Source organism: Duganella kummerowiae (assembly GCF_053572355.1).
The window spans coordinates 249,443-275,091 of sequence record NZ_JBKFEH010000009.1; the positions used below are offsets into that span (position 1 = coordinate 249,443).

The window sequence follows — 25,649 nt, forward strand, 5'->3', positions numbered from 1 at the left end:
GGGATGCCTCAGAATAGGCAGCTATCCATCCTGTAACAAGACCAGTACTGATACTGGTATAAGGACTACCATGCACGACAAGATAGGAGCATTCATCCGCACCCACCGCGAGCGTGTCAGCCCGGCTGCCGCCGGCTTGCCTGCTGGCGGCAGGCGGCGCACGCCGGGGCTGCGGCGCGAGGAGCTGGCGCAGCTGTGCGGCGTGAGTCCGACGTGGCTGACCTGGCTGGAGCAGGGACGGGAGGTGTCTCCTTCGGCGGCCCTGCTGGCACGGCTGGCCGAGGTGCTGCAGCTGACGGCGGCCGAACGCGCCTACCTGTTCACCCTGGCCGAACGGCTGGACCCGCGCGAGGACAAGGGCGATGGCGGGGCCGAAGGCCTGGAGGCCATCGTGGCGGCCATTCATGCGCCGGCCTACATCCTGGACCGCCAGTGGGATGCGCTGGCCTGGAACGGCCAGGCTGCCGAACTGTTCACGGGGTGGCTGGACGGGCAGGGAGGACGCCCCAACCTGCTGTGCTACATGTTCGGCGCAGCGGGCGCACGCCAGCTGATCGCCGACTGGCCGGAACGTGCGCACCGGCTGGTGGCCGAGTTCCGGGCCGACGCCGGCAAGCATGCCGCGCAGCCGCCCTTGTCCGATCTGGTGGGTGAGCTGGAGCGCAGCAGCGCCGACTTCGCCGCCCTGTGGACGCGCCAGGAAGTGGCCGCCCGAGAAGGCGGCCTGCGCCGCTTCCACCATCCACGGCGTGGCACGCTGGCCTACCAGCAGGCCACTCTGCGCCTGGCCCACCGCCCCGACCTCAAGCTGGTGATGCTGCTGCCGGCGGGCTAGCGGTTCCAGCCGCTGTGGAAGGTTGCTATAATCTTTGGTCCTGGCTCTGGACGTCGCCAACATGGACGTTCCCCCGGCCGCCTTGGCCGCCCGCAAGGAGCTTGCCCTGTCCTCCCGTAAAGAAAACCTGCGCGCCATCTACGCGATGCTGGCCGCCGTCGCCCTGTTCTCCGTCATGGACACGTCCATGAAAGTGCTGTCCGCCCACTACCCGGCTACCCAGGTCACGGCCCTGCGCGCGCTGTGCGCGCTGCCGCTGCTGTGCGCTTACATGGCCAGTCGCGGCGCCTTCCGCAGCATCCACCGCATCCGCTGGGGCATGCATTTGTTCCGCGCCGTGCTGGGCACCGGCATGCTGACCACCTTCGCCTATGGCTTGAGCCAGCTGTCGCTGGCCGAAGCCTATTCCATCTTCTTCATCGCGCCGGCCCTGATCACCGCGCTGTCCGTGTTCATCCTGAAGGAGAGGGTGGACAAGGCGCAGTGGTGCGCCATCGTGGTCGGGCTGATGGGCGTGCTGGTGGTGCTGCGGCCGGAAGGCGCCGGCATGCTGACCATGGGCGGCCTGGCCATCCTGGGCGCGGCGGCCTGCTACGCCGTCTCGGCCATCGCCAGCCGCATCCTGGCCCGCACCGACAGCCACGAATCCATGATGTTCTGGTACCTGGTGATCATGGCGGTGTTCGGTTCCGTGATGTCGGCCAGGGTGTGGACGCCGGTGCGCGCCGCAGACCTGCTGCCGCTGGCGGTGCTGGCCGTCAGCGGCTTCCTGGGTCAGATCGCCATCACGCGCGCCTTCAGCATGGGCAAGGCCTCCATCGTGGCGCCCTTCGAGTACACCGCCCTGGCCTGGGGCGTGGGGCTGGACTGGCTGCTGTGGCAGACCCTGCCGGATGGCTACACCCTGCTGGGCGCCGCCATCATCATTGCCAGCGGTGTTTACCTGGTGCGGCGCGAATCGGTCCACAGCGAGGCCGAGCACCCTTAGAACCCGTTTCAAAATGAGCATGGCGTCGTTACGGCTCCTAGCCGTGCAGTCGCACTGTCTTCGTCGCCGTGCCTAGCCCTGCTCATTTTGAAACGGGTTCTTAAAATGAGCATGGCGTCGTTGCAGCTCCTCGCCGTGCAGCCGCACTGTCTTCGGAGCCGCGCCTAGCCACGTTCATGTTGAAACGTCCTCTTGGAGGCAAGGCCGCGCCGGGCGCGGCTGTCGCAACTTCGCTATAATCGGCCATCATGCTAAAACAACGCACCATCAAAGAACTGGTCCGCACTACCGGCGTGGGACTGCACTCCGGCACCAAGGTCGAGCTGACCCTGCGTCCGGCCGCGCCCGACACCGGCATCGTGTTCCGCCGCGTCGACCTCAGCCCCATCGTGGAATTCCCGGCCAGCGCCATGGCCGTGGGCGACACCCGCATGGCCTCGGTGCTGGTGCGCGAGGGCGCCCGCGTGTCCACCGTGGAGCACCTGATGTCGGCCTGCGCCGGCCTCGGGCTGGATAATCTGTACATCGACGTCAGCGCCGAGGAAATCCCCATCATGGATGGCTCGGCCTCGTCCTTCGTGTTCCTGCTGCAGCAGGCCGGCGTGGAAGAACAGCCGGCCGCCAAGAAGTTCATCCGCGTGCTGAAACCGGTGGAAATCCGCGAAGGCACGGGCGACAGGGAAAAATGGGCCCGGCTGAGCCCCTACAATGGCTTCAGGCTGGACTTCTTCATCGAATTCAACCACCCGGCCGTGGATGGCACCACCCAGCGCGCCAAGGTCGATTTCGGCGACGTCTCCTATGTGCACGACGTGGCCCGCGCCCGCACCTTCGGCTTCATGCAGGACGTGGAAATGCTGCGCGGCATAGGCCTGGCGCGCGGCGGCTCGATGGAAAACGCCATCGTCATGGATGAATACCGCATCCTCAATTCGGACGGCCTGCGCTACGAGGACGAGTTCGTGCGCCACAAGATCCTGGACGCCATCGGCGACCTGTACCTGGTCGGGCACCCGCTGCTGGCCAGCTACGAGGCGCACAAGTCCGGCCACGGCTTGAACAACCAGCTGCTGCTGGAGCTGCTCAAGCATCCGGATGCATATGAGATCGTGTCCTTCGACAGCCTGGAGGTGGCGCCACCGTCGTATGTACGGCAGATGGCCCGAGAGTGGGCACTTACTTGAGCTAGCCCCCAGAGTCAGCCCAACCCCTGACGCCGCTTGGCCACCATGGCCTTGACGGCGGCAATCAGCGCCGAGTTCTGCGGCGTTTCTTCCAGCGTATTGCCGAGTTCGTCGAATGCTTCGACCGCCTTGTCCGGCAGCGACAGGGCGCGCATCTGCGGCTTGATCTCGGCCGCCTTCACCATCTGCACCCGCAATTTCACGCTCTCGACCTGCCAGCCGCGCTGGGCCAGGGCCGCACTCAGCTGAGGGACTTGCTGCTTGAGCTTGGCCGCGACCGCCGCATTGGGCGTGGACAGCAGCAGCACGCCCTTATCGAAGGACAGGATCTCGCACAGCCGGAACATGGCGGGCAGGGCCTCGGCGCAATCGCGCTGCAGGCGCGCCATGCGCTCGATGGCCGGCAGCAGGGCCGCCATCTTGTCGTCGCGGCGCAGGAAGTCGGTGGCGCCGACAGCGGTGGGACGCTTCAGTGAGATGTTGGAAGAATTGAATCGCATGGCCCCGGTATTATCCCATGGCGCGCTGCCGCACGCACCGCCGACCATCCTTGCGATAAAATATATTGATTTTGTGTCATTGTTAAACCCGGTGCCATTGTTATATATGGCTATGTCCCAACCTTGGCCGCGTCGCATGCTAAAATCAGCGACTTTTGCCATAGTTGAACTCCGTGCGGTAAGGCGTTGACACCTACAGGGCTTTTTTTAAACGGCGTTTTTTCAAGAATTCAAGCATGTCCTTTCTGACCAAGATTTTCGGCAGCCGCAACCAGCGCCTGCTTAAGCAATACCAAAAAACGGTACGCGAGATCAATGCGCTCGAACCGGCCATGGAAAAACTGTCGGATGCCGAGCTGCAAGCCAAGACGCCTGCTTTCAAGGAACGCATCGCCAATGGCGAGACGCTGGACGCCATCCTGCCGGAAGCATTCGCCGTCTGCCGCGAAGCCAGCAAGCGCGTGTTCAAGATGCGCCACTTCGACGTGCAGCTGCTCGGCGGCATGGTCCTGCACTATGGCAAAATCGCCGAAATGGGCACGGGCGAGGGCAAGACCCTGACCGCGACCCTGCCGGCCTACCTGAATGCGCTGTCAGGCAAGGGCGTGCACATCGTGACGGTCAACGATTACCTGGCCCAGCGCGACGCCGAAACCATGGCCAAGCTGTACGGCTGGCTGGGCCTGACCACCGGCATCAACCTGTCGCAAATGGAGCACTCGGCCAAGCAGGCCGCCTACGCCTCGGACATCACCTACGGCACCAACAACGAATTCGGCTTCGACTACCTGCGCGACAACATGGTGTTCGACAAGCGCGACCGCGTGCAGCGCGCGCTCAACTTCGGCATCGTGGACGAGGTGGACTCCATCCTGATCGACGAAGCCCGCACCCCGCTGATCATCTCGGGCCAGGCCGAGAACCACACCGACCTGTACTACAAGATCAATGAAGTGCCCAAGATGCTGACCTTGCAGGTCGGCGAGGAAACCCCGGACGGCAAGGGCAAGGTCGAAGTCCCGGGCGACTACACCAAGGACGAGAAAGCGCACCAGGTGCTGCTGACCGAGGCCGGCCACGAGAAGGCCGAAGCCATCCTGACCAAGATGGGCCTGCTGCCGGAAGGCGCCTCGCTGTACGATTCCGCCAACATCACCCTGGTGCACCACCTGTACGCGGCGCTGCGCGCGCACGCGCTGTACTTCAAGGACCAGCATTACGTGGTGCAGAATGGCGAAGTGACCATCGTCGACGAATTCACCGGCCGCCTGATGACGGGCCGGCGCTGGTCGGACGGCCTGCACCAGGCCGTCGAAGCGAAAGAGGGCGTGAAGATCCAGAACGAGAACCAGACCCTGGCCTCGATCACCTTCCAGAACTACTTCCGCATGTACAGCAAGCTGGCCGGCATGACCGGCACGGCCGATACCGAAGCCTACGAATTCCAGGAAATCTACGGCCTGGAAACCGTGGTGATCCCGCCCAACCGTCCATCGCAGCGCAAGGACCGCCACGACCAGGTCTACAAGTCGGCCGCCGAGAAGTACAAGGCCATGATGTTGGAGATCAAGGATTGCTACGAGCGCGGCCAGCCGGTGCTGGTCGGCACCACCTCGATCGAGAATTCCGAGCTGCTGTCCGGCATCCTGACCAAGGGCGGCCTGCCGCACAATGTGCTGAACGCCAAGCAGCACGCCCGCGAGGCGGAAATCATCGCCCAGGCCGGCAGCCCGAAAGCCATCACCATCGCCACCAACATGGCCGGCCGCGGCACCGACATTGTCCTCGGCGGCAATGTCGAGAAACAGATCCAGTTCATCGAGGCCAACGACAGCCTGAGCGAGGCCGACAAGGCGGCCCAGGCCCAGGCCCTGCGCGACGGTTGGCAAGCCCTGCACGAGCAGGTGGTGGCGGCCGGCGGCCTGCACATCATCGGCACCGAGCGCCATGAGTCGCGCCGGGTCGACAACCAGCTGCGCGGCCGCGCCGCGCGCCAGGGCGACCCGGGTTCCTCGCGCTTCTTCCTGTCGCTGGATGATCCGCTGCTGCGCATCTTCGCCGGCGACCGCGTGCGCGCCATCATGGACCGCCTGAAGATGCCGGAAGGCGAACCGATCGAGGCCGGCATCGTGTCGCGCTCCATCGAATCGGCCCAGCGCAAGGTCGAGGCGCGCAACTTCGACATCCGCAAGCAGCTGCTGGAATACGACGACGTCGCCAACGACCAGCGCAAGGTGATCTACCAGCAGCGCAACGAGCTGCTGGAAACCACCGACATCTCGGAACTGATCGAATCGCTGCGCCACGGCGCCTTTACCGACCTGGTGCGCGAGTACGTGCCCGAGGAATCGGTGGAAGAGCAATGGAACATCAAGGGCCTGGAGGCGGCGCTGGCGGCCGAATGGCAGATCGACGTGCCGCTGCGCGCCATGCTGGAATCCGAGCCCAACCTGACCGACGAGGACATCCTGGAGCGCGTGCTGGCCGCGGCCGACAAGCTGTACCAGTCGAAGATCGATATCGTCGGCAAGGAATCGTTTGGCGGCTTCGAGCGCAACGTCATGCTGCAAAGCGTGGACAGCCACTGGCGCGAGCACCTGGCCGCGCTGGATCACCTGCGCCAGGGCATCCACCTGCGCGGCTATGCGCAGAAGAATCCCAAGCAGGAATACAAGCGCGAAGCCTTCGAGCTGTTCGGCCAGATGCTGGACATGATCAAGAACGAAGTGGTCAAGCTGATCATGACGGTGCGCATCCAGTCGCGCGAGGAAATCGACGCGGCCGAGGCGGCCATGCAGCAGTCGCACGTGGAAAACGTCAGCTACCAGCACGCCGCCTTCAACCCGAACGCGGCGCCGGAAGAACTGCTGGCCCCGGCGGCCGGCGGCCTGCCCAACCTGGCCGGCCTGCCGCCCGAGCTGCAGGGCCTGAGCGGCGAGGAGCTGCTCAACATGGGCCTCAAAGTCGGCCGCAACGACCCCTGCCCCTGCGGCAGCGGCAAGAAGTACAAGGCTTGCCACGGCAAGCTGGCATAACAAAAAAACCGGAGCCCAGCGCTCCGGTTTTTCGTTCGGGGTCAGATCTGCCATTGGTACATGAGGCTGCTATTTGCGGGGCGGCTGAGCGGGCTCAAGCCATACTGTCCCCCCCCGGTGTCAGGTCTGCCATTGGTACATGAGGCCGCTATTTGCTTGGCGCCTGAGCAGGCTCAAACCGTTCGGCCGTGACCGGCTTACGCTGGCGCGATGACCAGACCATTACGCTTGCAATTTCCCGGCGCGCTCTATCATGTGACTGCGCGTGGCGATCGCCGACTAGCCATCTATGGCGATGAGCTCGATCGCGTGCGCTGGCTTGATATCTTGGGACATGTCTGTCACCGGCATCATTTCATTGTGTACAGCTACTGCCAGATGAGTAACCACTTCCACCTCTTGGTGGAAACCCCGGAGGCCAATCTGGCCCGCGGCATGCAGCACTTGAATGGGGCGTACACGCGGCATTTCAACCGGCGGCACGGTCTCGCTGGCCATCTGTTCCAGGGCCGCTATCACGCGGTGCTGGTGCAAAAACAAAGGTATCTGCTGGCATTGTGCCGTTATATCGCACTCAACCCATTACGCGCGGGGATGGTCGAGGCTGCCGAGCAGTGGCCCTGGAGCAGTCATGCGCTGCTGCTGCGCCGACTGCCGTGTCCGCCATGGTTGGACTCAGGCTGGCTGCTGTCCCAGTTTGACGGCATAGGCAGCGCAGCGCTGCAGCGTTATGCCGAGTTTGTGCGTGGCGGCGTCGGGCTTCCCAGTCCGCTGTACGATACGCGCCACCAGGTGTTGCTGGGCGACGAAGGTTTTGTAGCGTCGTACAGGAAGCCTGACAGGGCGCAACAGTGTCGCGAGATCGTACGCGAGCAGCGCCGGGCGCTGGCTTTGTCGCTGGAGGAATACCAGGCGCGGTTTGCTACCCGGCAGGAGGCCATTGCGCAAGCCTATCGCTCCACGGCGTACTCCATGCGCGAGATTGCCTCGCACTTTGGCGTGTCGTACCGGACGGTGAGCCGCATTGTTGCCAAGCATGATGCTTGAGCAGCAGTAGCGCACGCCGTTAGGCGGACTCATGTACCAATGGCAGACCTGACACCGAGGGGTGTTGCCGAAGGGGGCACCGAAGGGTGGACACCGAGGGGTGGACGCCGTCAAGGCGCGCTCTCGGCCGCTTCCAGCTCCGGCATGGCCAGGCGGGCCCGGTTGCGGCCCTGGGCCTTGGCCTGGTACAGGGCGTGGTCGGCCGCGCGCACCAGCATGTCCGGCGTGGCGTCCTCGCTGGGCACCAGCACCGCCACCCCGACCGACAGCGTGACGATGCCGAATGGCGAGGCGGCGTGCGGCAGGCGCAGCTGCGCCAGCGCGGCGCAGATGTCCTGCGCCACGGCGTAGGCGTCGGTGGCGTCGGTGGCGGCCGCCAGCAGGGCGAATTCCTCGCCGCCGTAGCGCGCCACCAGGTCGCTGGTGCGGCGCCCGTGTTCATTGATCAGCCCGGCCACGGTGCGCAGGGTGGCGTCGCCGGCCAGGTGGCCGTAGTGGTCGTTGTATTTCTTGAAGTAGTCGACGTCCAGCATGCACAGCGCCAGCGCCTGGCCGGTGCGCGCGGCGCGCCGCCATTCCGCTTCCAGCGCCAGGTCGAAGCCGCGCCGGTTGCCGACCCCGGTCAGGCCGTCGGTGGTGCTGAGCGCGGCCAGCTTGCGGTTGGATTCCTCCAGCTCGGCCGTACGGGCCGCCACCAGCGCTTCCAGTTCGGCCTGGCGCCGGGAGAGGCTGGCCACGCGCCAGCGGTGGGTGCCCAGCAGGGCGCCTGCCACCAGCAGGAACATGCCGACCCGGAACCACCAGGTTTGCCAGAACGGCGGCGTGATGGTGATGTGCAGGGTGGCCGCCTCCGGATTCCACACGCCCAAGTGGTTGGCGGCCTTGACCTTGAACACGTACTTGCCGGGATTGAGGTTGGTGTAGCTGGCGCTGCGGTGGCTGGCGTCGGTCTCGACCCAGTCGCGATCGAAGCCCAGCAGCTGGTAGGCGTAGCGGTTCTCGCCCGGTTCGGTGTAGTGCAGGGCGGCGAATTCCAGCGAGAATACCGAGGCTTGCGAGGACAGGGTGAGCGCGGTGGGCGCCGTTACCGGCCCGCTGGCCTGGACTTCGTCGCCATGCTTGCCCTCCTGCAGGGAGTGGTTGAACACGCTGATGTCGGTGATGGCCACCTGCGGCGGCACCGAGCTGCTGCGCACGGCCGAAGGGGTGACGGCGGTCATGCCGTGCACGCCGCCGAAGTACAGTTGGCCGTTCTCGGCCGTGGCATTGGAATTGATCGTGAAACCCTCGGTCAGGCCGTCCGAGGCGGTGAAATGGGTGACCTTGCCACTGTCCGGATCGAGCCGGTACAGGCCGGCGATGGTGCTGCACCAGATCTTGCCGTCCTGGTCGCTGGTGATGGCCAGGATCTTGGGCGCGCGCATGGCGGCCGCGTAGGAGCGGAAGCTGAGCGTACCGTTGGGGCCGAACTGCACCAGGTTCAGGCCCTTGCTGGTGCCGACCCAGATCCGGCCCTGGGCGTCCTCGTGCAGGCTGGCCACGTTGTCGTCCGACAGGCTGGTGGTGTCATTGGCGCGGTGGCGGTAGTGGCGGAACTTGCCAGTCGCCGGGTCCAGCAGGTCGAGGCCGCCGCCATTCCACTCCGAGCCCACCCAGACCCGGCCGGCGTGGTCTTCCAGCACGGCCGAGCTGCCGTTCACGCCGCGGCTGCTGTCGTCCTGCGGATCGTTGTAGTAGATGCGCCGCGCATCGGTCTTGCTGTCGTAGCGTATCAGGCTGTTGCCGGTGCCCAGCCACAGCACGCCGTTGGCGCCGGGGGCGATGATGTTGATGTAGTCGCTGGCGGTGTTACCGAAGTGGATGGCCTGGATGGGGCCGTCCGGATGGTCCATGCGGTTCAGGCCGTTCGAGGTGCCCAGCCACAGCGGCCCCTTGCCCTCGGGGTCCTGATACATGGTGTAGACGATGTTGTGGCTCAGCGAGCCGGGCTTCCTGTCGTCGGCGCGCCAGCTTTTCAGCACGGCGCCGTTGGCCGGGTCGTACAGGCTGAAGCCGACATTGCCGCCCAGCCAGAGCTTGCCGCCCGGCGCCCGCGCCAGGCTCAGGAGCGCATTGCTGGCCGGGGCCGAGCGGCTGTCGATGCGGAATGGCACGTGGCGCTGGAAGCCTTCGCTGCTCAGGTTGGCGAGGCTGATGCCGTCCGTGAAGGAGGCGATCCACAGCATGCCGCCGCGGTCCTGCATCACGGCGCGCAGATTGTCGCCCGGCAGGCTGTAAGGATCGTCGGCCGCGTGCACGTACTGGTCGAACTTGCCGGCCGCCTCGTCCCAGCGCAGCAGGCCCGCCGACAGGGTGGTGCACCACAGGGTGCCCTTGCTGTCCAGGTTGAAGCTGGTGATGCGGCTGTAGGGCGAGGGCACCACCTTGCGGGTGTCCCAGGCGCTCTTGCTGTCCCAACGGATGACGTTCGATTCGGTGCCTATCCACAGCGCCCCGCTGCGGTCGAACTGCAGCGCGCGCACGATGTTGATGCGGGCGTCCGGCACGGCGGCGGGGTCGACCTGGTGGTGGCGGAAACTCGTTGAGCCCGGCGCCAGGTAGTCCAGGCCGCCGGGCCAGGTGGCGGCCCACAGCCCGCCTTTGGCGTCCAGCGCCAGGCCGTTCAGGTCGTTGCTGGCCAGGCTGTCGGGACGGGCGTCGTCGTGGGCGTAGACGGTGAACTTGCCGCTGTCCGGATCGAAGTGCTGCAGGCCGCCCCAGCTGCCCACCCACATGCCGTTGCTGCCGTCCGAAATGATGTTCTTGATGATGCGGTGGTTCTTGGGCGCCCTGGGCGGGGCGAACACGGTGAAGTCGTTGGTTTCGGGGTTGTAGCGCGCCAGGCCGTTCTGGGTGCCGGCCCAGATGCGGCCCTGGCGGTCCTCATAGATGGCGGACACGCGGTCGTGCGGCAGGCTGCGCGGATCGGCAGGATTGTTGATGTACTTGACGGCCTGGTAGCCGTTGTAGCGGTACAGCCCGTTGGTATGCGTGCCGACCCAGATGAAGCCCTTGCGGTCCTGCATCAAGGCCAGCATGGACGGCTCGTCGCCGCCCAGCGGCCCCAGCTTCTTGAAGCGCAGCGACAGGGCCGGCGCCGCGCCGGCCTGGCCGGCCAGCAGGGCCAGCACGGCCAGGAGCAAACACAGCGGCAACAGGAAATGCAGGCTGCGCTGGCGGGCAGCCGTTAGGTGCGAGGGCATGGGGAGGCGTCTTGGTTTATATTCTGTACAGAAAAATCATTATATATGCCATTGATGCAATAGTTTCATCTTAAAAGTGGTGTTGTTGCGCGCGCTGGACGGAAAGTAGGGTATAGTTTACGGTTCTGAAATTGTGTCCACCTTTGCGCGGGCATCACCGAATCCATTATGTCCGAACACCCGAACACCTCCCCAGAAGCCGCGCCCGTACGTTTTGCCGACTTCGGCCTGTCGCCATTGATACTCAAGGCGCTTGACGACCAGGGCTACCAGCATCCGACCCCTATCCAGGCCCAGGCCATCCCCGTGCTGCTGCAGGGGCGCGACGTGATGGGCGCGGCCCAGACCGGCACCGGCAAGACCGCCAGTTTCTCGCTGCCCATCATCCAGATGCTGCTGCCGCACGCCAGCGCCAGCACCTCGCCGGCGCGCCACCCGGTGCGGGCCCTGATCCTGACCCCGACACGCGAACTGGCGGTGCAGGTGGCCGACAACGTCAAGGCCTACGCCCAGCACACTCCGCTGCGTTCCACCGTGGTGTTCGGCGGCATGGACATGAAGGGCCAGACCGTGGTGCTCAAGGCCGGCGTGGAAATCGTGATCGCCACCCCGGGCCGGCTGCTGGACCACATCGAGCAGAAGAACATCTCGCTGGGCCAGGTGCAGATGCTGGTGATGGACGAGGCCGACCGCATGCTGGACATGGGCTTCCTGCCCGACCTGCAGCGCATCATCAACCTGCTGCCCAAGCAGCGCCAGAACCTGATGTTCTCGGCCACCTTCTCGCCCGAGATCAAGAAGCTGGCCAATACTTTCCTGAACAACCCGCTCACCATCGAAGTCGCACGCAGCAACCAGACCGCCGACAAGGTGACCCAGGTGGTGTACAAGGTCGAGGAAGGCCAGAAGCACAGCCTGATCGCGCATTTGCTGCGCCAGCGCGACCTGAAGCAGGTGATCGTGTTCTCCAACACCAAGATCGGCGCCTCCCGCCTGGCGCGGGCGCTGGAGCAGGAAGGCATGCGCGCCACCGCCATCCACGGCGACAAGTCCCAGCAGGAGCGCATGGCGGCGCTGGAGGCCTTCAAGAAGGGCGAGACCGACGTGCTGGTGGCCACCGACGTGGCGGCGCGCGGCCTGGACATTTCCGACCTGCCGTGCGTGATCAACTACGACCTGCCCTACAACGCCGAGGACTATGTGCACCGCATCGGCCGCACCGGCCGCGCCGGCGCCTCGGGCGACGCCATTTCGCTGTATTCGGACAAGGATGAGCGCCTGCTGGCCGACATCGAAAAGCTGATCAAGCAAACCATCACGCGCGGCGACCTGGGCGGCTTCGTGCCCAGCGCCGGACGCGATGAGCGCCGTCCGCGCCGCGATGCGCCGCCAGCGCGGGGCGCCGAACGCGGTGAACGCGGCCCCGACCGCGCCCCGCGCCCCGCGGCCGCCTACGGCGGCTCCGCGCCGCGCCGCGAGAAAGTCGATCCCTGGTTCCTCAAGCCCTACGAGCCGGCCAAGGCAGCCGTTCCGGCTCCGGCCGCCAGCGGCCCGGCCGCTGCCGCCAAGGCCAAGCCGCGCCTGGCGGCCCTGCTGGGCGGCCTGCCCAAGTAAGGTGTGCATCCGGGCGGCAGCGGCGCGCCCGGGCCTTACCCTTGCCTTACCGGGGTCTTACAATATCTTACAAACTGTGTAATTTGCTGGCTGGCCGATATTGTCTGTAGGGTCAGGGCCCTCGGTTATAATGCGAAGGTTTTGGTCTTACTTTTTTCGCATTTTTCTATGGGGTTCATGTTGCAGAATAACGTAGCGCGCACGCGCGCAGGGTGGGGCGCGTGAGCACGCCGCCGCTGATCGTCGACCTCGATGGCACCTTGATCCACACCGACATGCTGCACGAATCGGCGTTGCGGGTGTCGCGCGACAGCCCGCTGGACGTGCTGCGCATTCCGTTCTGGCTGGCCCGGGGCAAGGCCGTGCTCAAGCAGAAGCTGGCCGGCCGCAGTTCCTTCGACCCCAGTTCGCTGCCCTATAACGAAAGCCTGCTGGACTGGCTGCGCGAACAGCGCGCGGCCGGCCGCCGCCTGGTGCTGTGCACCGCTTCCGACCGTTCCATCGCCGACGCCGTGGCCGCCCACCTGGGCGTGTTCGACGAAGTCATGGCCAGCGACGGCGCCGTCAACCTGGCCGGCCACCACAAGGCCGAGGCGCTCGAGCGCCGCTATGGCCATGGCGGCTTCGACTACGCCGGCAATTCCTCCGCCGACCTCAAGGTGTGGCGCCGCGCGCGCCACGCCATCGTGGTCAATGGCGGCGCCGGACTGGCCGGGCGCGCCGCCGCCCTGTGCAAGGTGGAGCGCGAATTCCCGGCCCCGGCGCGCGGCCTGAAGGCTTGGCGCAAGGTGCTGCGCGTGCACCAGTGGCTGAAAAACCTGCTGCTGTTCGTGCCCATGCTGGCGGCGCACCAGATCATGGAACCGGCCAACTGGCTGACCCTGCTGCTGGCCTTCGTCTCGTTCAGCCTGTGCGCCTCCACGGTCTACATCGCCAACGACCTGCTGGACCTGGAAAGCGACCGCGCCCACCCGCGCAAGCGCCTGCGCCCGTTTGCCTCGGGCGCCGTGCCGGCCTGGATGGGCGTGCTGCTGGCACCTGTGCTGCTGGGCGCCAGCGTCGTGCTGGCCTGGTACGTGGGCGGCGCCTTCCTGCCCTGGCTGGCCTTCTATTTCCTGCTTACCTGCGTGTATTCCTGGGGCCTGAAGCGCCTGATCCTGGTGGACTGCGTGGCGCTGGCCATGCTGTACACGCTGCGCATCATCGCCGGCGCGGCCGCGCTGGCCATCCCGCTGTCGTTCTGGCTGCTGGCGTTCTCGGTGTTCCTGTTCCTGTCGCTGGCCTTCGTCAAGCGCTACGCCGAACTGCAGACCCAGGCCCTGGCCGGCAAGAACAAGGCCCACGGGCGCGGCTACTACACCAGCGATGCCTCGCTGGTGCAAATGCTGGGCGTGACGGCCGGCTATGCGGCTGCCGTGGTGCTGTCGCTGTACCTGAACAGCGACGCGGTGGTCATGCTGTACGCCAGCCCGGAAGCCGTATGGGGCGCGGTGCCGGTACTGCTGTTATGGGTCAGCTGGATCTGGATGCAGGCCCATCGCGGCCACATGCACGACGACCCGCTGGTGTTCGCCGTCAAGGACAAGGCCAGCCTGGCTGCCGGCCTGGCCTTCGCCGTGGCGCTCACGGTGGGCGCCGTGGGCTGGCCCTGGTAGGGAAGGCGCATACACGGGGCGCCGCCGGGGGGGGCGCAACAGCCCCCCGTTGAAACAGCCTCTTACTGCAGCGTCACACCTTGCAGGAAGTAAGCCAGCGTGCGCGTGTCGCCATTGCCGGCAATGCGCGGCGACTCATGGCGCAGTTCGATGTGCAACACGCCGTCTGCCCGCAGCGCCTGCTTGGGCAGGCTCAGCTCATGGGGCATGTCGAGCACTGCCCAGCCCAGATCGACCCCGTTGACCAGCACCCGGGTGCGCTGGTTGCCATCGAAGTAGTGCCCTTGCAGCAATAGTTGCTGTGGTGCCGATTGCGGCGGCACGGCCACCACGATCTGCGAGCGCTCGCCCACGCTCCAGGCGCCGTCCCAGATGCCGCCGCCGCTCTCCGGTGCACTCCAGCCTGACGCCAGCTGCAGCTTGCCGCCGGGCTGCATGTCGGCCCGCCCCAGCTGGATCGGTTGGCGGTGGTCGACCTCGCAGTGCAGGTCGGTGTCGATATAGCGCCAGCCGCGCGAGCTCTCCGTCACGGCGGCCTGCGGTCCAGGCCGCATGCCGGGGCCACACAGGCGCGCGTCCATACCCGGCTGCGGGTAGAACAGCCATTTGATCGGCTTGCCCTGCAGCGGGTACACATACACCTTGCTGTGGTCCAGGTTGTCTTCGTTCCCGCTGCTGCGCTCGGAAAAGATTTCCGGCTCCGGGTGATACCAGGCCGGCGCGACCTTCAGCGCCTGCAAGGCCAGCGGGCTCAGTTGGGTGTGCCCATATTTGGATGCGTGCACCATGCAGGCCAGCTGCAGCAGGCCGGCGGCGGCCAGCGGCATGGCCGGCCAGCGCGGCAGCAGGCTCAGGCGCCAGTACAGCACCAATAGCAGCGGCATCGCGGACCAGGCCACATAGCGCATGATGCCGGCCGCCGCGGAATTCCAGTTGGTCACCGCCAGCGCCGGTACGGCCAGCGCCAAGAGGAACAGCAGGGCCACCGCCAGCACCAGCCGGGCACGCCCGCGCTGCGGCGCGGGCAGCGCCAGCAGGGCCAGGACCAGGCCCGGCACGGCGATCACCATGCCCTGGTTCAAGTCAAAGAAGAAGGACAGGAACCGGTCCATGGTGATCAGACGATGGTCCGAGAAGTTCTGGAGGATGACGTTGGGGGCGCCGTACTGGTACATGTTGAAGGCCGGCGGCAGGGCGATCAGCACCAGGCCCAGCGCCAGGCCGAGCAGGGCGCGGCGGTCCAGCTGGCGGCGCAGGTTGGCCACCAGTCCCTGTTCGGGCTGATACTCCATCACCAGCTTGAGCAGCGGCGCGAAGCCGAAGAAGAACAGGATGGTGGGGTTTTGCAGGGCCGCCACGCCGCCCAGCAGGCCGCCGCGCAGCGGCGCGCCGGTGACATAGAACAGCATGCCGGCCAGCAGCCCGGCGGCGCTCAGGGTTTCCGGGCTGCACCAGGTCCAGTACAGCGCGCCGCCACAGGCCATGAAGGCGAGCAGGCCGACACTGGCCCGGGAGGCCGAGCCGAACAGCCGGAACAGGGCCAGTCCCAGCACCAGCACCATGGACAGGTTCACCACCTGGAAGCAGAGGTAGGGATCGAGGCCGGCCTTTTGCAGCAGCTTGTAGGGCAGGGCCGCCAGCATCGCGTAGCCGAAGAAATGAATCGCATAGACCTTGCCTTCGCGCCCGCGCACGAAGGCGTTCGTCACGAAGGCGTTGGGCACGTAGGGCTGGTTGGCCCGCATGGCGTTTTCCAGCGGATCATAGGCCCCGGCCTGTTGCGGCAGGAGCTGCTTGATGGTGGCGATGTCGTCGAGGCGGATATCGGCCGTGCGGTGGTTGGCGATGGCCCCGACTTGCAGCGTATATTCTGGAAAATCGCCGGCGTAGTTGACAGGTTTGAAGCAGGCCATCAGGACCAGCATGGCTGCCAACAGCGACAGGAAAAATGACCGTGCCGCGCGGCTGGTCAGCGAGAAGGAAGGAACTACCAATGCATGCTCCAGGTTGGCACAATATAAACACGCATTATAGGGCCATTCGTTCCTGCTGAGAACATCAGCGGGTGAGCAGCCAGGCTCCCATGGCCAGCAGCGCCATGCCGCCGAGCTTGACCGGTGTCAGGCTCTCGCCCAGCAGCAGCCAGCCGGTGCATGCCACCAGCAGCATGGTAAATCCGGTCATCACCGGATAGGCCACGCTGATCTGCATCCGCTGCAGGGCCAGCGCATAACAGGCGAAGCCGAGCGCATAGCTGCCGCCGGCGCCGGCCAGCCAGGCCAGCCGCACCAAATTCCATTCCGCGCCGCCCATGGCGCGCTTGATCAGATAGGTGGCCGCCGCGCTGAACACGGAAGACAGCAGGCACCAGGCATAACCGGAGTAGGCAGGATTCATGGTTGTTTTTGAGTGTGGGTTGTGGTCAGGAACAGGCCGAGCTCACGCGCATTGTCGGCCCAGGTGCGCCACGGCATGCCCTGCGATTGCGGCGCCTGGCCGGTCGCGTGCAGGCGCAGCCAGGCTTCGATTGCCGCCGCCAGCGCGGCGCCGTCGCCGCTGTAGTAGTGGGCGTGCGCGCCCGCCACCTCGCGGAACACCGGGATGTCGCGCGCCAGCAGCGGGATGCCGTGGCGCGCCGCCTCGATCAGCGGCAGGCCGAAGCCTTCCCCTTCGCTGGGCGCCAGCAGGCACACGCTGGCCTGGTACACGCGGTCCAGGTATTCGTCGCTGATGCCGTGCAGCCAGTGCAGGCGGCGTCCCAGTTCGGGATGGCCACGCAGGCGCCGCATGATGGCCGGGATGGTGCGGCGCTGCTCTTCCGGCAGGCCCTTCCAGCCTTCGCCGCCCACGATCACCAGGCGCACGTCGGCGCCGGCTGACCACAGCCGGTCGAACGCGTCCAGGGCATCGGCCACGCCCTTGCGCGGCTCCACCGTGCCCACCATCAGGAAGGCCGGCGCGCTGGCGATGTCGTCCAGCACCGCCTGGGCGCCGTCCGGCAGCCCGGTGCTGGGGCTGGAGGCGCTGATGTCGGCGCCGTGGTGCAGCACTCGCAGCGGCGGCGCCTGCAGCTGGCGGCCGGCCAGCCAGGCCGCCGTGTCGTCGGCCACCGCCTGGCTGATGCACACCAGGCTGTCGCCGTTGGCGGCAATGGCGCGCAGCCAATCGCCGAAGCCGGCGTCGGTCCCGGGCGGGAAGAATTCGGGCCGCAGCACGGGCAGGATGTCGTGCACCAGGAAGTGCACCCGCACCCCGGCCTCGCGCCAGCGCGCGTACACGCCGGCCTTGGCCGCTTCCACCGTGGGGCCGGGGAAGAAGTCCGGCGCGTAGAACAGGTCGCCGGCGTGGACGTGCACGATTTCTTCCTGCACCCCGTCGCCATTGGTGCCGGCCAGGGCGTGCAGGTACTGGCGCGCATAGCGGTAGTGCCAATAGCCGCCCTCGTCGGTCAGGTACACCGGCAGCACCTGGAACTGGCGCCCTTGCAGGCGCAGCAGCTCCATCAGCTGGGCGCGCACCACGCGCTGGATACCGGTGCGCAGGTCCTCGCGCACCACGGCCGACACGTCCACCAGCAGCTGCGGGGTGACGCCGTCGGCCGCATAGCTGCCGTGGCTGCGGCCGTACACGGTGGCGTCCAGCAGCTGGTGCGCGCTTTGCTCCCAGGTCAGCCACGGCATGCCGGACGAAGGCGGCGCCTTGCCCTGCGCGTGCAGCGTCAGCCAGGATTCGATGGCTGCCGCCAGCTCCTGCGGCGTATGGCCGTCGAAGTAATAGGCGTGCTCGCCGGCCACCTCGCGGAACACCGGGATGCCGCGCGCGATGATGGGCAGGCCGTGCTGGGCCGCCTCGATCAGCGGCAGGCCGAAGCCCTCGCCTTCGGAGGCCGCCAGCAGCGCGGCGCTGTGTTCATACAGCTTGAGCAGCATTTCATCGGACAATCCGGACAGCCAGAACAGGCGCTGCTCGCGCAGCGGATGCTGTTCCAGGCGCTGCGCCAGGCCGTCCACCAGCCAGCCGTTCTTGCCGACGATGACCAGGTTGACGGCGACGCCTTTTTCCCACAGCAGTTCGCAGGCGGCCAGCGCCTGGGCCTGGCCCTTGCGCGGTTCCAGGGTGCCGACCATCAGCAGCGTGGGCGCCTCGCGCAGGGCCTGCAGCACGCGCTCGGCATTGGCCGGCAGGCCGCGGGTGGGGGCGCTGGCGTCGATGTCGGCGCCCAGGTGGAAGTGGCTCAGCTGCAGCGGCGCCAGGCGCCGGTTGGGGCGCTGCGCCAGCCAGGCCGCCAGCTCGTCGGACACGGCGCGCGAAATGGCGGCGATGCCGTCCGAGACCAGGGCGATGGTGTCGATGAAATCGCCGAAGTACTTTTCGGCGCCGAACGGGAAGCAGTCCGGCCGCAGCAGCGGCAGCAGGTCGTACACCACGAACCAGATCGACACGCCGCGGCGGCGCATGGCCAGCAATTGCGGCTGGTTCTGGGTGGTGATGTTGGTGGCCAGGTCCAGGCCCAGGAACAGGTCGCCGGGACGGGCCTCGATGGGCGCATCCTCCAGCGCCGGCGGGGCCACCCCCAGCAGGCCGCAGGTGTAGCGCCGCGCGTAGCGGTAAGGACGGTTGCCGCCATCGCTGTACACCGGCTCGACCCGGTAGCCGGGCGGCGGATTCTTCAGGTACAGCAGCAGGATGCTGCGCACCACGCGCTGGATGCCGGTCTTGGGATCGTGCTGTACCAGGGCCGAGATGTCGACCAGCAGCTGGCGCGGCGCGCTGGCCGGCTGGTTGAGGGCGATGGCGGACGCCACCGTGGCCAGCGCGGCCTGGTCCGGATCGCCAGGCAGCGCGCCCAGCGCGGCCACCATGCGGCCGTAGTGGGCCTGCGGGCTGGTGCGGGCAAAGTGTTCCAGCGCGTCGCGGTACTGGCGGCCGACGGCGGCCGGCGCATGGTGTTCGCGCACATGGGCGCGGGCCCGCTGCGACAGTTCGGCGCGGCGCGCCGGGTCGTGGTACAGCGCCGCCAGGGCGCCGGCCAGCTGGGCGTCCTCGAACAGGTCGGGCAGCATCACCAGCACGTCTTCCGGCAGGGAGGCGGCGGCGCCGTGGGCGTTGATGATGGTGGGGATGCCATGCAGCAGGCAGTCCAGCACCGAGGCCGAGGTTTCGCCACGGGTCTGGGTGCGCAGCTGCACGGCGGCGTCGCTGGCGGCCAGGTAGTGGCGGTAGTCCTCGGCGCTGGCGAAGCCGGTGATGCGGATGCGGCCGGCGGCCGGGCTGGCGGAGATGCGGGCCAGAAGTTCGGCGCCATATTGTCCGCCTTCGTTTTCACCGACGAACACCAGCAGGCAGTTGGGCAGCTGCGCCAGCGGCGAGGCCAGGAAGGCGTCCAGCAGGCGGTGATTGAGCTTGGTCGGACCCAGCATGCCGAAGCTGCTGACCAGGAAATCCTCGTCCTTCAGGCCCAGCGCCCGGCGCGCGGCCGCGCGCGCCTGTTCGGGCGCCTCGCTGTCGGCCTGGCCGCGCAGCAGCGGCAGCACGCGCCAGCCGTCGGCGCTGCCGGGCCCGTACCACTGTTCGGCCAGGGTGCGCGAGAATTCCGCATGCACGATCACGCCCGCCGCCTGGTCCAGCACCGGCTTGTTGCAGGGGTAGGCCCAGATGGAGGGATTGCGGCCCTGCTGCTGGTGCGCATGCAGGCCGGCGTGGCCGTGCGAGGCATACAGCGCCTGCAGGAAGGCTTGCTCCTGCACGCCGTCGCGCTCCATGTTGTCCAGCACGCCGCTGAGGAAGAAGTCGTGCAGCACCACCACGCCGGGATGGCGCTCCAGCAGCGGGAACATGTACTGGTGGGCGTTGGAATTGCCGAAGTGGTACAGCAGGTGGCGGTAGCTGCCGGCGCGCGCCTCGAACTGGGCCGGGTCCAGCAGCGGCAGGCGCCGTCCCAGTCCGGTGGCGGCGATCTCGTCCATGCTGTCGGCCGCCACCACCAGCTCGATCTCGTAATATGCTTCCAGCTCGGCGATCACCTCGGCGCTGTAGTCGGCGATGCCGGACTTCTGTGGCGGCAGCGGCGAGATGTAAGCCAGGCGCGGGCGCGCGCCGGCGCCGTCCCCGGCCGCTGGCGTGCGGGCCGCATGCAGTTCCTCCAGCTGGCGCCACAGCTGGGCGGCCAGGGCGTCGGCGGCCGTCTCTTCCAGCGCCTCGGGCAAGGCCAGCACCAAGGCCGCTGCTTCCAGGTGCGGATGGCGCGGCTCGCGCGCAGCCTGCGCGGCTTCGCTGTAGACCATCAGCGCGCCTTGCGGGCCGGGGCCGCACACGGTATCGGCAATATCCATGTCCAGCAGGCCGGGCGCGAACACGGCGTCCGGATTGAGGCTGGCCAGGAAGCCGTCGCGCACCAGGGCGGCGGCCTGGCGCGGCCAGCCGGCCGTGGCCGGGGTGGCGTAGGCGAGCATCTGCGATGGCGGCAGCAGGCCGTCGAAGGCGTGGCGCAGGGCGTCCATGCGCGCCTGGTGGTTGCTGGACAGGACGATCAATACGGTGTGCGCGGGCGTGCGCAGCGCCGCGCCGCGCACCAGCGCGCGTGACAGGGCCAGCACCGCCTGCGGCGCCTGGGCCGCGCCGTTCTGGCAGGATAGTAGGTCGATGACAAGACGCATGGTTATTCGTGGTGGGAGTGGCGGGCGCGCTGCAGGTCGTCCAGCACCTTGCGCGCGGATTGCGGCAGTTCACGCAGCTGGTAGGGCACCTCGGCGGCGCCGGCGGCCGGCGCGGTGCCAGCCCGCACCGCGTGCAGCGAACGGTGCACCAGGCCCTGCAGCAGCGGCGAGCGGGCGATCAGCGGCAGCAGGGCGCGCCGCATCCACTGGCGCGAAGTGAGCCAGCGGGCGCCGTCGCGCAGCGCCGCATGCGTGCCGCGCCGGGCGCGGTTGGCCAGGCTGTCCTCGCCGCGCCGCATGATGGCGCGCATCGGTTCGGTGATGCGCCACGAGGTGCTGGCGTACACCGCCAGCAGGCGCTGTTCCAGCTCGCTGCCCCAGGCCGCGGCCTGGTGCATGCGGTCCTCGAACTGCCGCGCTTCGGCTTCTGCCTGGCGCAGTTCGGCTTCCAGTTGCTGCACCTGGGCATGGCGCTGGCGCAGGTCCTGGTCGCGTTGCAGCAGGGTCTGTTGTTGGCGGGATAGCTGCTGTTCCCGCTCGGCCAGCAACTGCTCGCGATCTGCCAGCGCACGGTCGAGCCGCGCCAGGGTAAGGTCGCGCTCGGCGATGGCCTGGTCGCGCTCGGCCAGCAGCCGGTCGCGCTCCACCAGTTGCTTGTCCTGCTCGGCCAGCAGCTGGTTGCGTTCGATGAGTTGCTGGTCGTGTTCGGCCAGGGTCTGGTTCAGGCTGGCCAGCAGCTTTTCGCGTTCCATGAGCAGCTGGTCGTGTTCGGCCAAGGTCTGGTTCAGGCTGGTCAGCAGCTGTTCGCGCTCGGCCAGGGTCTGGTCGCGCTGGGCCAGGGTGCGGTCCAGTTCGGCCAGCAGCTGGTTGCGTTGGCCCAGTTCCTGTTCCAGTTCGGCCTGGCGCTGGCCCAGCTGGCGCAGGCGCGCGTCCTGCTCGCTGGCCAGGCGGCCATCGGCCTCGACCTGTTTGGCCAGTTGCGCGCTGCGGCGCCAGGCCTTGTCCAGGTGGTGCGGGATGAATTCGTCGAACACGTTGGGCTGCAGCTGCAGCGCGGCCGCCAGGTGCGACTGCTCGTCCGCCACGTAGTAGCGGTTCAGGCCGTCGAACCAGGCGTACTGGTAGCCGTGCGCCGTGACCAGCGCTTCCCAGTCCCCGTGGTTGCTGTCGCGGCTGTTGGGCAGGATGGCTTCCACCACCACGATCCAGGGCCGGCACAGGCTGAAGTCCATGCCGCGCAGCACCTCGGCTTCATGGCCTTCGACGTCGATCTTGAGGAAGTGCACCGGGCCGCGCACATGCTGGCGGCAGATCTCGGCCAGCGTCATCAGCGGCACCGTGTGCTCGACCACGGCATGGCCGTGGGCGCGGTGGCCTTCCGCTACGCTGGTGTCGGTGGAGGCCCAGCCGTTCACCTCGGGCACGTCGAACAGGGTGATGCTGCCGTTGGCGGCGCCGGCCGCCACGTTCAGGTTGATGTCGCGCGGACGCTGCTCGGCGAAGGCGGCGCCGTAGGACGGCATCGGCTCGATATTGATGCCGGACCAGCCATGGTCGTAGAAGGCCTTGGTCACCGAGTGCAGCTCGGGGTCGTTGGCGCCGACATCGATATAAAAGCCGGTCGGCACGTCCTTGAGGGCGCGCCACAGCAGCACGTCCTCGAAGTTCTGGGCATAGGTCAGGAAGGTCATGGCAGGCTGGCCTCGGGAATGTACAGGGCGGCGTACTCGGCGCCGGCGCGCGCGGCCAGGGCGGCCGCCAGCGAAGGCTTGCCGTACACCAGCCAGGCGATGGCGGCCTGCGCCAGCAGGGCGCGCGCGTCCAGCTGCGCGGGGCGCTTGTAGAAAATGGCGTCGCCCCAGCCGAGCCGGTCGCGCGCGCCGGTATCGGGGCCGTGGCAGGCGTAGCGACAGCTGCTGGACAGGTCGATGAAGTCGAAGCCGTGCGCACGCAGCAGCGGCTCGATGTCGGAGAACAGGCCCTGGCCGGCGTAGATCTCGGCAAACGACACCTCGCAGTGGACCACGCTGGTGCGCGCCAGCACCTGGGTGGCGTGGCGCAGGGCCGGCAGCTCGAAGCCCTGGATGTCGAGCTTGAGGAAATCGATGGCGGCGCCGTCGTCCAGCACGCCGTCCAGGGTGCTGGTGGCCACTTCCTCGCGGCGCACGGTCTGTAGCTGGCTCAGGTCCACCAGCTGCGCGGTCAGCTCGCGGTTGAAAGGCAGCAGCGAGGAGGTGGCGTCCGGCGCGTTGATGTGGAAGGTGTGGCGGCCGCCGTCGCCGATGAAGTTGGGGTACATGCGCACGCTGCCGGCGCCGTCCTGGCGCTGGCGCTGCACCAGCTTGTCCTCCAGCGGTTCGAAGCCGACCACGTCGCAGGCCAGCCCGTGTTCGGCCAGCGGCGTGTAGACGTGCTGCTCGTCATCCAGGATCTGGGCGCCGACATCGACGATGCGCAGCGGGGCGGCGGCAAACAGCGGCCGCACCCGCTCCAGGAAGCGCGCGCGGGCGCCGTCGCGGGTCCGGGCGGCGCCGCTGCGCACGCGGTATTCCTCGCTGGCGGCCAGGGCGGCGGCCAGCTGGTCGAGCGTGGCGCTGCCGTCGCCCAGCACGGCGCACCAGTGGCGCAGTGCGGCCGGGTCGGCCTCGCGGCCCAGCAGGGCGCGGTACAGGCCGTGCACCAGTTCGGCGGCCTCGGTGGCGGTGTGGATAGCCATGGGTGTCCTCTGTTAGTCCATGCGTCAGGCGGCCGGCAGCCGGTCGACCACCAGGCGCGGCGCCAGGTTGGCCATGCCGGACCAGGTGATGGCCCCGCTGTTGGGCAGCACCACGAAGCCGCTGACCTCGTGCAGGTAGTTCAGCACTTCGCGGAAGCTGTCCTTGTCGTAGCCGCCGTTGCCCAGGCCCACGGTGACCGTGTATTCCTCGGGCGCCAGCGCCATGGTGAAATGGAAGGTGGCCGACAGCAGGCTGCCGGCGCGCGCCGCGCCGGGCCGCTCGTGCATGCAGTAGCTGTTGGTCTCGAACAGCACCACGCCGTGGCGGTTGCGTATCTTGAAGCCGATGTGCGGATCATCGAGGTCGCGCAGGACGCGGTAGTCGATGCGCAGCCGCACCGCCTGGTCGGCGATGATGGTGGCCTGCGGCGCGCCGTCGGCCTGCACGAAGGCCACGCCGATGCAGTCGGCGGCGTCCGTGGTGATGCTGCCCTCGCTGCCGGCCAGGGCCGGAGCATGGCGCAGGCGCTCGGCCTCGGGCACGGCGGCCGCCGCGGCGCCGTGCGCGGCCGGTTCATGGCCCAGCAGCTCGGCCTGGAAGCGGTCGGCGGCGGTGCGCGGGGCGCCGTCGAAGGCCAGCACGCCCTGGCGGATGTACAGGGCCCGGTCGCAGATGTTCATCACCGTGCCCATGCTGTGCGAGACGAACAGCAGGGTGGTGCCGCTGTCGGTGAACGAGCGGATGCGGTCGAAGCACTTCTGTTGGAAGAACACGTCGCCCACCGCCAGCGCCTCGTCCACGATCAGGATGTCGGGCCGCACGCAGGTGGCCACGCTGAAGGCCAGACGCATCTGCATCCCGCTGGAATACACGCGCACCGGCTGGTCGATGTACTCGCCGATGTCGGCGAAGGCTTCGATCTCCGGCATCAGGGCGCTGATGCGCTCTGCGTCCAGCCCCATCAGCTGGCCCGCCATGTAGACGTTCTGGCGCCCGCTGAAGTCGGGGTGGAAGCCCATGCCCAGCTCCAGCAGGGCGGCCACGCTGCCCTCGATGTGGACGTTGCCGGTGCTGGCCTGGGTGGTGCCGGTAATGAGCTTGAGCAGGGTGCTCTTGCCGGCGCCGTTGACGCCGATCAGGGCCACGGCCTCGCCCGGGCGGATGTGGAAATTAATGTCACGCAAAATCCACTTGAGCTGGTGGCGCGGCCCCAGGAAGGGCAGCATCCATTCGCGCAGGCGCGACCAGCGGGTGGGATATTGTTTGTAGGCCTTGCCCAGGTTGTTGACTGCAATCGTGCCCATCAGAGTTCATCCACCATTTCGCCGGAGCGCTTGCGGAACAGCCGCAAGCCCAGGGTGCACAGCAGCAGCGCCAGCACGGCGGCCGGCAGCAGGCTGTTCCAGTCGGGTTCGGCGCCGTGCAGCAGGATGGCCTGGCAGGCCTGGATCACGGCCGCCATCGGGTTCCAGTCCAGCAGCGGGCGGGCCTCCGGCGGCAGGATGCTGGCCGGATAGACGATGGGGGTGAGCCAGAACCAGAACTGGATCAAAATGCCGGACAGCTGGCCGACGTCGCGGAAAAAGACGTTCAGCACGCCCAGCACCAGGCCCAGGCCGATGGCGAACAGCACCAGCAGCGCCAGCACCGGGACTAGCAGCAGGAACACGGCGCCCGGGAACTGGCCCGAGGCCAGCAGGAACACGGTAAACAGGCCGAAGATGATGCCGAAGTTGACCAGGGCGTTGAGCACCACGATTACCGGCAGGCAGATGCGCGGGAAGCTGATTTTCTTGAGCAGGTTGGCCTGCTCCAGGAACATGCCCTGGGCGCGGGTGACGATTTCCGAGAACAAGCCCCAGCTGAGGATGCCGGCGCACAGGTAGATGCTGTAGCCGTACTCGCTGACGTCGCCCGGCAGCTTGCTGCGCATCACCTGGGAAAAGATCAGGGTGTAGACCAGTATCATGGCCAGCGGACTGAGCACCGTCCACGCCGCGCCCAGCATGGTATTGCGGTACTTGGCCTGGAATTCGCGCTTGACGCTGCCGGCGACGAAACCGCGGTAGTTCCACAGGCCGCGCAGCATAAGGGGAGAAATCATGGGCGCCTCCGCGCTGCGGCGGCGGCCCGGTACGGACAGTTGGTTATCATGGAAGGAAACGGGGCTGCGACA

Annotated in this window: 16 protein-coding genes; 7 read left to right on the plus strand and 9 right to left on the minus strand. The window is 67.4% G+C overall.

The features are described from left to right. Window positions 1–70 precede the first annotated feature (70 nt). From ACLB1G_RS12280 to lpxC, 3 genes are all read left to right on the plus strand, one after another. Window positions 71–835 (plus strand): helix-turn-helix transcriptional regulator, encoded by a 765-nt coding sequence (locus tag ACLB1G_RS12280; protein ID WP_491627491.1) that lies wholly within the window; start codon window positions 71–73, stop codon window positions 833–835. A gap of 145 nt (window positions 836–980) precedes the next feature. Continuing rightward, complete coding sequence (locus ACLB1G_RS12285; protein ID WP_491627761.1) at window positions 981–1,823, plus strand: DMT family transporter; 843 nt, start codon at window positions 981–983, stop codon at window positions 1,821–1,823. 248 nt (window positions 1,824–2,071) lie between these two features. Next, window positions 2,072–3,007 (plus strand): UDP-3-O-acyl-N-acetylglucosamine deacetylase, encoded by a 936-nt coding sequence (gene lpxC, locus ACLB1G_RS12290; RefSeq protein ID WP_491627492.1) that lies wholly within the window; start codon window positions 2,072–2,074, stop codon window positions 3,005–3,007. Between the two features lie 14 nt (window positions 3,008–3,021). Here lpxC and ACLB1G_RS12295 read toward each other — a convergent pair whose 3' ends face one another. Further along, window positions 3,022–3,507, minus strand: coding sequence for a DciA family protein (locus ACLB1G_RS12295; RefSeq protein ID WP_491627493.1), 486 nt, complete (start codon window positions 3,505–3,507; stop codon window positions 3,022–3,024). A gap of 236 nt (window positions 3,508–3,743) precedes the next feature. Here ACLB1G_RS12295 and secA point away from each other — a divergent pair, with 236 nt between their 5' ends. Next, window positions 3,744–6,542 (plus strand): preprotein translocase subunit SecA, encoded by a 2,799-nt coding sequence (secA, locus tag ACLB1G_RS12300; protein ID WP_491627494.1) that lies wholly within the window; start codon window positions 3,744–3,746, stop codon window positions 6,540–6,542. Between the two features lie 210 nt (window positions 6,543–6,752). Beyond that, window positions 6,753–7,589, plus strand: a complete 837-nt coding sequence (locus ACLB1G_RS12305) for a transposase (RefSeq protein ID WP_491627495.1) — start codon at window positions 6,753–6,755, stop codon at window positions 7,587–7,589. A 110-nt stretch (window positions 7,590–7,699) separates the two neighbouring features. Here the strand turns inward: ACLB1G_RS12305 and ACLB1G_RS12310 are convergent, their stop codons facing one another. Then, entirely contained in the window at window positions 7,700–10,831 is a 3,132-nt protein-coding gene (locus ACLB1G_RS12310) for a diguanylate cyclase (protein ID WP_491627496.1), read from the minus strand. Window positions 10,832–10,999: 168 nt separating this feature from the next. Here ACLB1G_RS12310 and ACLB1G_RS12315 point away from each other — a divergent pair, with 168 nt between their 5' ends. Beyond that, window positions 11,000–12,445 (plus strand): DEAD/DEAH box helicase, encoded by a 1,446-nt coding sequence (locus ACLB1G_RS12315; RefSeq protein ID WP_491627497.1) that lies wholly within the window; start codon window positions 11,000–11,002, stop codon window positions 12,443–12,445. Between the two features lie 221 nt (window positions 12,446–12,666). Beyond that, window positions 12,667–14,100 carry a UbiA family prenyltransferase gene (locus tag ACLB1G_RS12320; protein WP_491627498.1) on the plus strand — a complete coding sequence of 478 codons (1,434 nt, stop codon included), beginning with the start codon at window positions 12,667–12,669 and terminating at the stop codon, window positions 14,098–14,100. A 62-nt stretch (window positions 14,101–14,162) separates the two neighbouring features. Here the strand turns inward: ACLB1G_RS12320 and ACLB1G_RS12325 are convergent, their stop codons facing one another. The 7 genes from ACLB1G_RS12325 to ACLB1G_RS12355 all read right to left on the minus strand — a co-directional run bounded on the left by ACLB1G_RS12325 (window position 14,163) and on the right by ACLB1G_RS12355 (window position 25,577). Next, window positions 14,163–16,094 carry a hypothetical protein gene (locus ACLB1G_RS12325; RefSeq protein WP_491627499.1) on the minus strand — a complete coding sequence of 644 codons (1,932 nt, stop codon included), beginning with the start codon at window positions 16,092–16,094 and terminating at the stop codon, window positions 14,163–14,165. 64 nt (window positions 16,095–16,158) lie between these two features. After that, the gene (locus tag ACLB1G_RS12330) at window positions 16,159–16,497 is read right to left on the minus strand and encodes a DMT family transporter (protein ID WP_491627500.1); all 339 of its coding nucleotides are present in this window, start codon (window positions 16,495–16,497) and stop codon (window positions 16,159–16,161) included. After that, the gene (locus ACLB1G_RS12335) at window positions 16,494–20,756 is read right to left on the minus strand and encodes a glycosyltransferase (RefSeq protein WP_491627501.1); all 4,263 of its coding nucleotides are present in this window, start codon (window positions 20,754–20,756) and stop codon (window positions 16,494–16,496) included. The genes ACLB1G_RS12330 and ACLB1G_RS12335 overlap by 4 nt, the downstream gene beginning before the upstream one ends. A 2-nt stretch (window positions 20,757–20,758) precedes the next feature. Further along, entirely contained in the window at window positions 20,759–22,447 is a 1,689-nt protein-coding gene (locus ACLB1G_RS12340) for an FkbM family methyltransferase (protein WP_491627502.1), read from the minus strand. Next, window positions 22,444–23,472, minus strand: coding sequence for an FkbM family methyltransferase (locus ACLB1G_RS12345; RefSeq protein ID WP_491627503.1), 1,029 nt, complete (start codon window positions 23,470–23,472; stop codon window positions 22,444–22,446). The genes ACLB1G_RS12340 and ACLB1G_RS12345 overlap by 4 nt, the downstream gene beginning before the upstream one ends. Before the next feature lie 24 nt (window positions 23,473–23,496). Then, window positions 23,497–24,777, minus strand: a complete 1,281-nt coding sequence (locus ACLB1G_RS12350) for an ABC transporter ATP-binding protein (protein ID WP_491627504.1) — start codon at window positions 24,775–24,777, stop codon at window positions 23,497–23,499. Continuing rightward, complete coding sequence (locus tag ACLB1G_RS12355; RefSeq protein WP_491627505.1) at window positions 24,777–25,577, minus strand: ABC transporter permease; 801 nt, start codon at window positions 25,575–25,577, stop codon at window positions 24,777–24,779. Before ACLB1G_RS12355 ends, ACLB1G_RS12350 begins: the two co-directional genes overlap by 1 nt. Window positions 25,578–25,649 lie beyond the last annotated feature (72 nt).

Bases quoted from the DNA above. Each gene is read 5' to 3' on its own strand.
- ACLB1G_RS12280 (WP_491627491.1), top strand. From the start codon at position 71: ATGCACGACAAGATAGGAGCATTCATCCGCACCCACCGCGAGCGTGTC.
- ACLB1G_RS12305 (WP_491627495.1), top strand. From the start codon at position 6,753: ATGACCAGACCATTACGCTTGCAATTTCCCGGCGCGCTCTATCATGTG.
- ACLB1G_RS12340 (WP_491627502.1), bottom strand. From the start codon at position 22,447: ATGACCTTCCTGACCTATGCCCAGAACTTCGAGGACGTGCTGCTGTGG.
- ACLB1G_RS12295 (WP_491627493.1), bottom strand. From the start codon at position 3,507: ATGCGATTCAATTCTTCCAACATCTCACTGAAGCGTCCCACCGCTGTC.
- ACLB1G_RS12335 (WP_491627501.1), bottom strand. From the start codon at position 20,756: ATGCGTCTTGTCATCGACCTACTATCCTGCCAGAACGGCGCGGCCCAG.
- ACLB1G_RS12330 (WP_491627500.1), bottom strand. From the start codon at position 16,497: ATGAATCCTGCCTACTCCGGTTATGCCTGGTGCCTGCTGTCTTCCGTG.
- ACLB1G_RS12355 (WP_491627505.1), bottom strand. From the start codon at position 25,577: ATGATTTCTCCCCTTATGCTGCGCGGCCTGTGGAACTACCGCGGTTTC.
- lpxC (WP_491627492.1), top strand. From the start codon at position 2,072: ATGCTAAAACAACGCACCATCAAAGAACTGGTCCGCACTACCGGCGTG.
- ACLB1G_RS12350 (WP_491627504.1), bottom strand. From the start codon at position 24,777: ATGGGCACGATTGCAGTCAACAACCTGGGCAAGGCCTACAAACAATAT.
- ACLB1G_RS12285 (WP_491627761.1), top strand. From the start codon at position 981: ATGCTGGCCGCCGTCGCCCTGTTCTCCGTCATGGACACGTCCATGAAA.
- ACLB1G_RS12315 (WP_491627497.1), top strand. From the start codon at position 11,000: ATGTCCGAACACCCGAACACCTCCCCAGAAGCCGCGCCCGTACGTTTT.
- secA (WP_491627494.1), top strand. From the start codon at position 3,744: ATGTCCTTTCTGACCAAGATTTTCGGCAGCCGCAACCAGCGCCTGCTT.
- ACLB1G_RS12310 (WP_491627496.1), bottom strand. From the start codon at position 10,831: ATGCCCTCGCACCTAACGGCTGCCCGCCAGCGCAGCCTGCATTTCCTG.
- ACLB1G_RS12345 (WP_491627503.1), bottom strand. From the start codon at position 23,472: ATGGCTATCCACACCGCCACCGAGGCCGCCGAACTGGTGCACGGCCTG.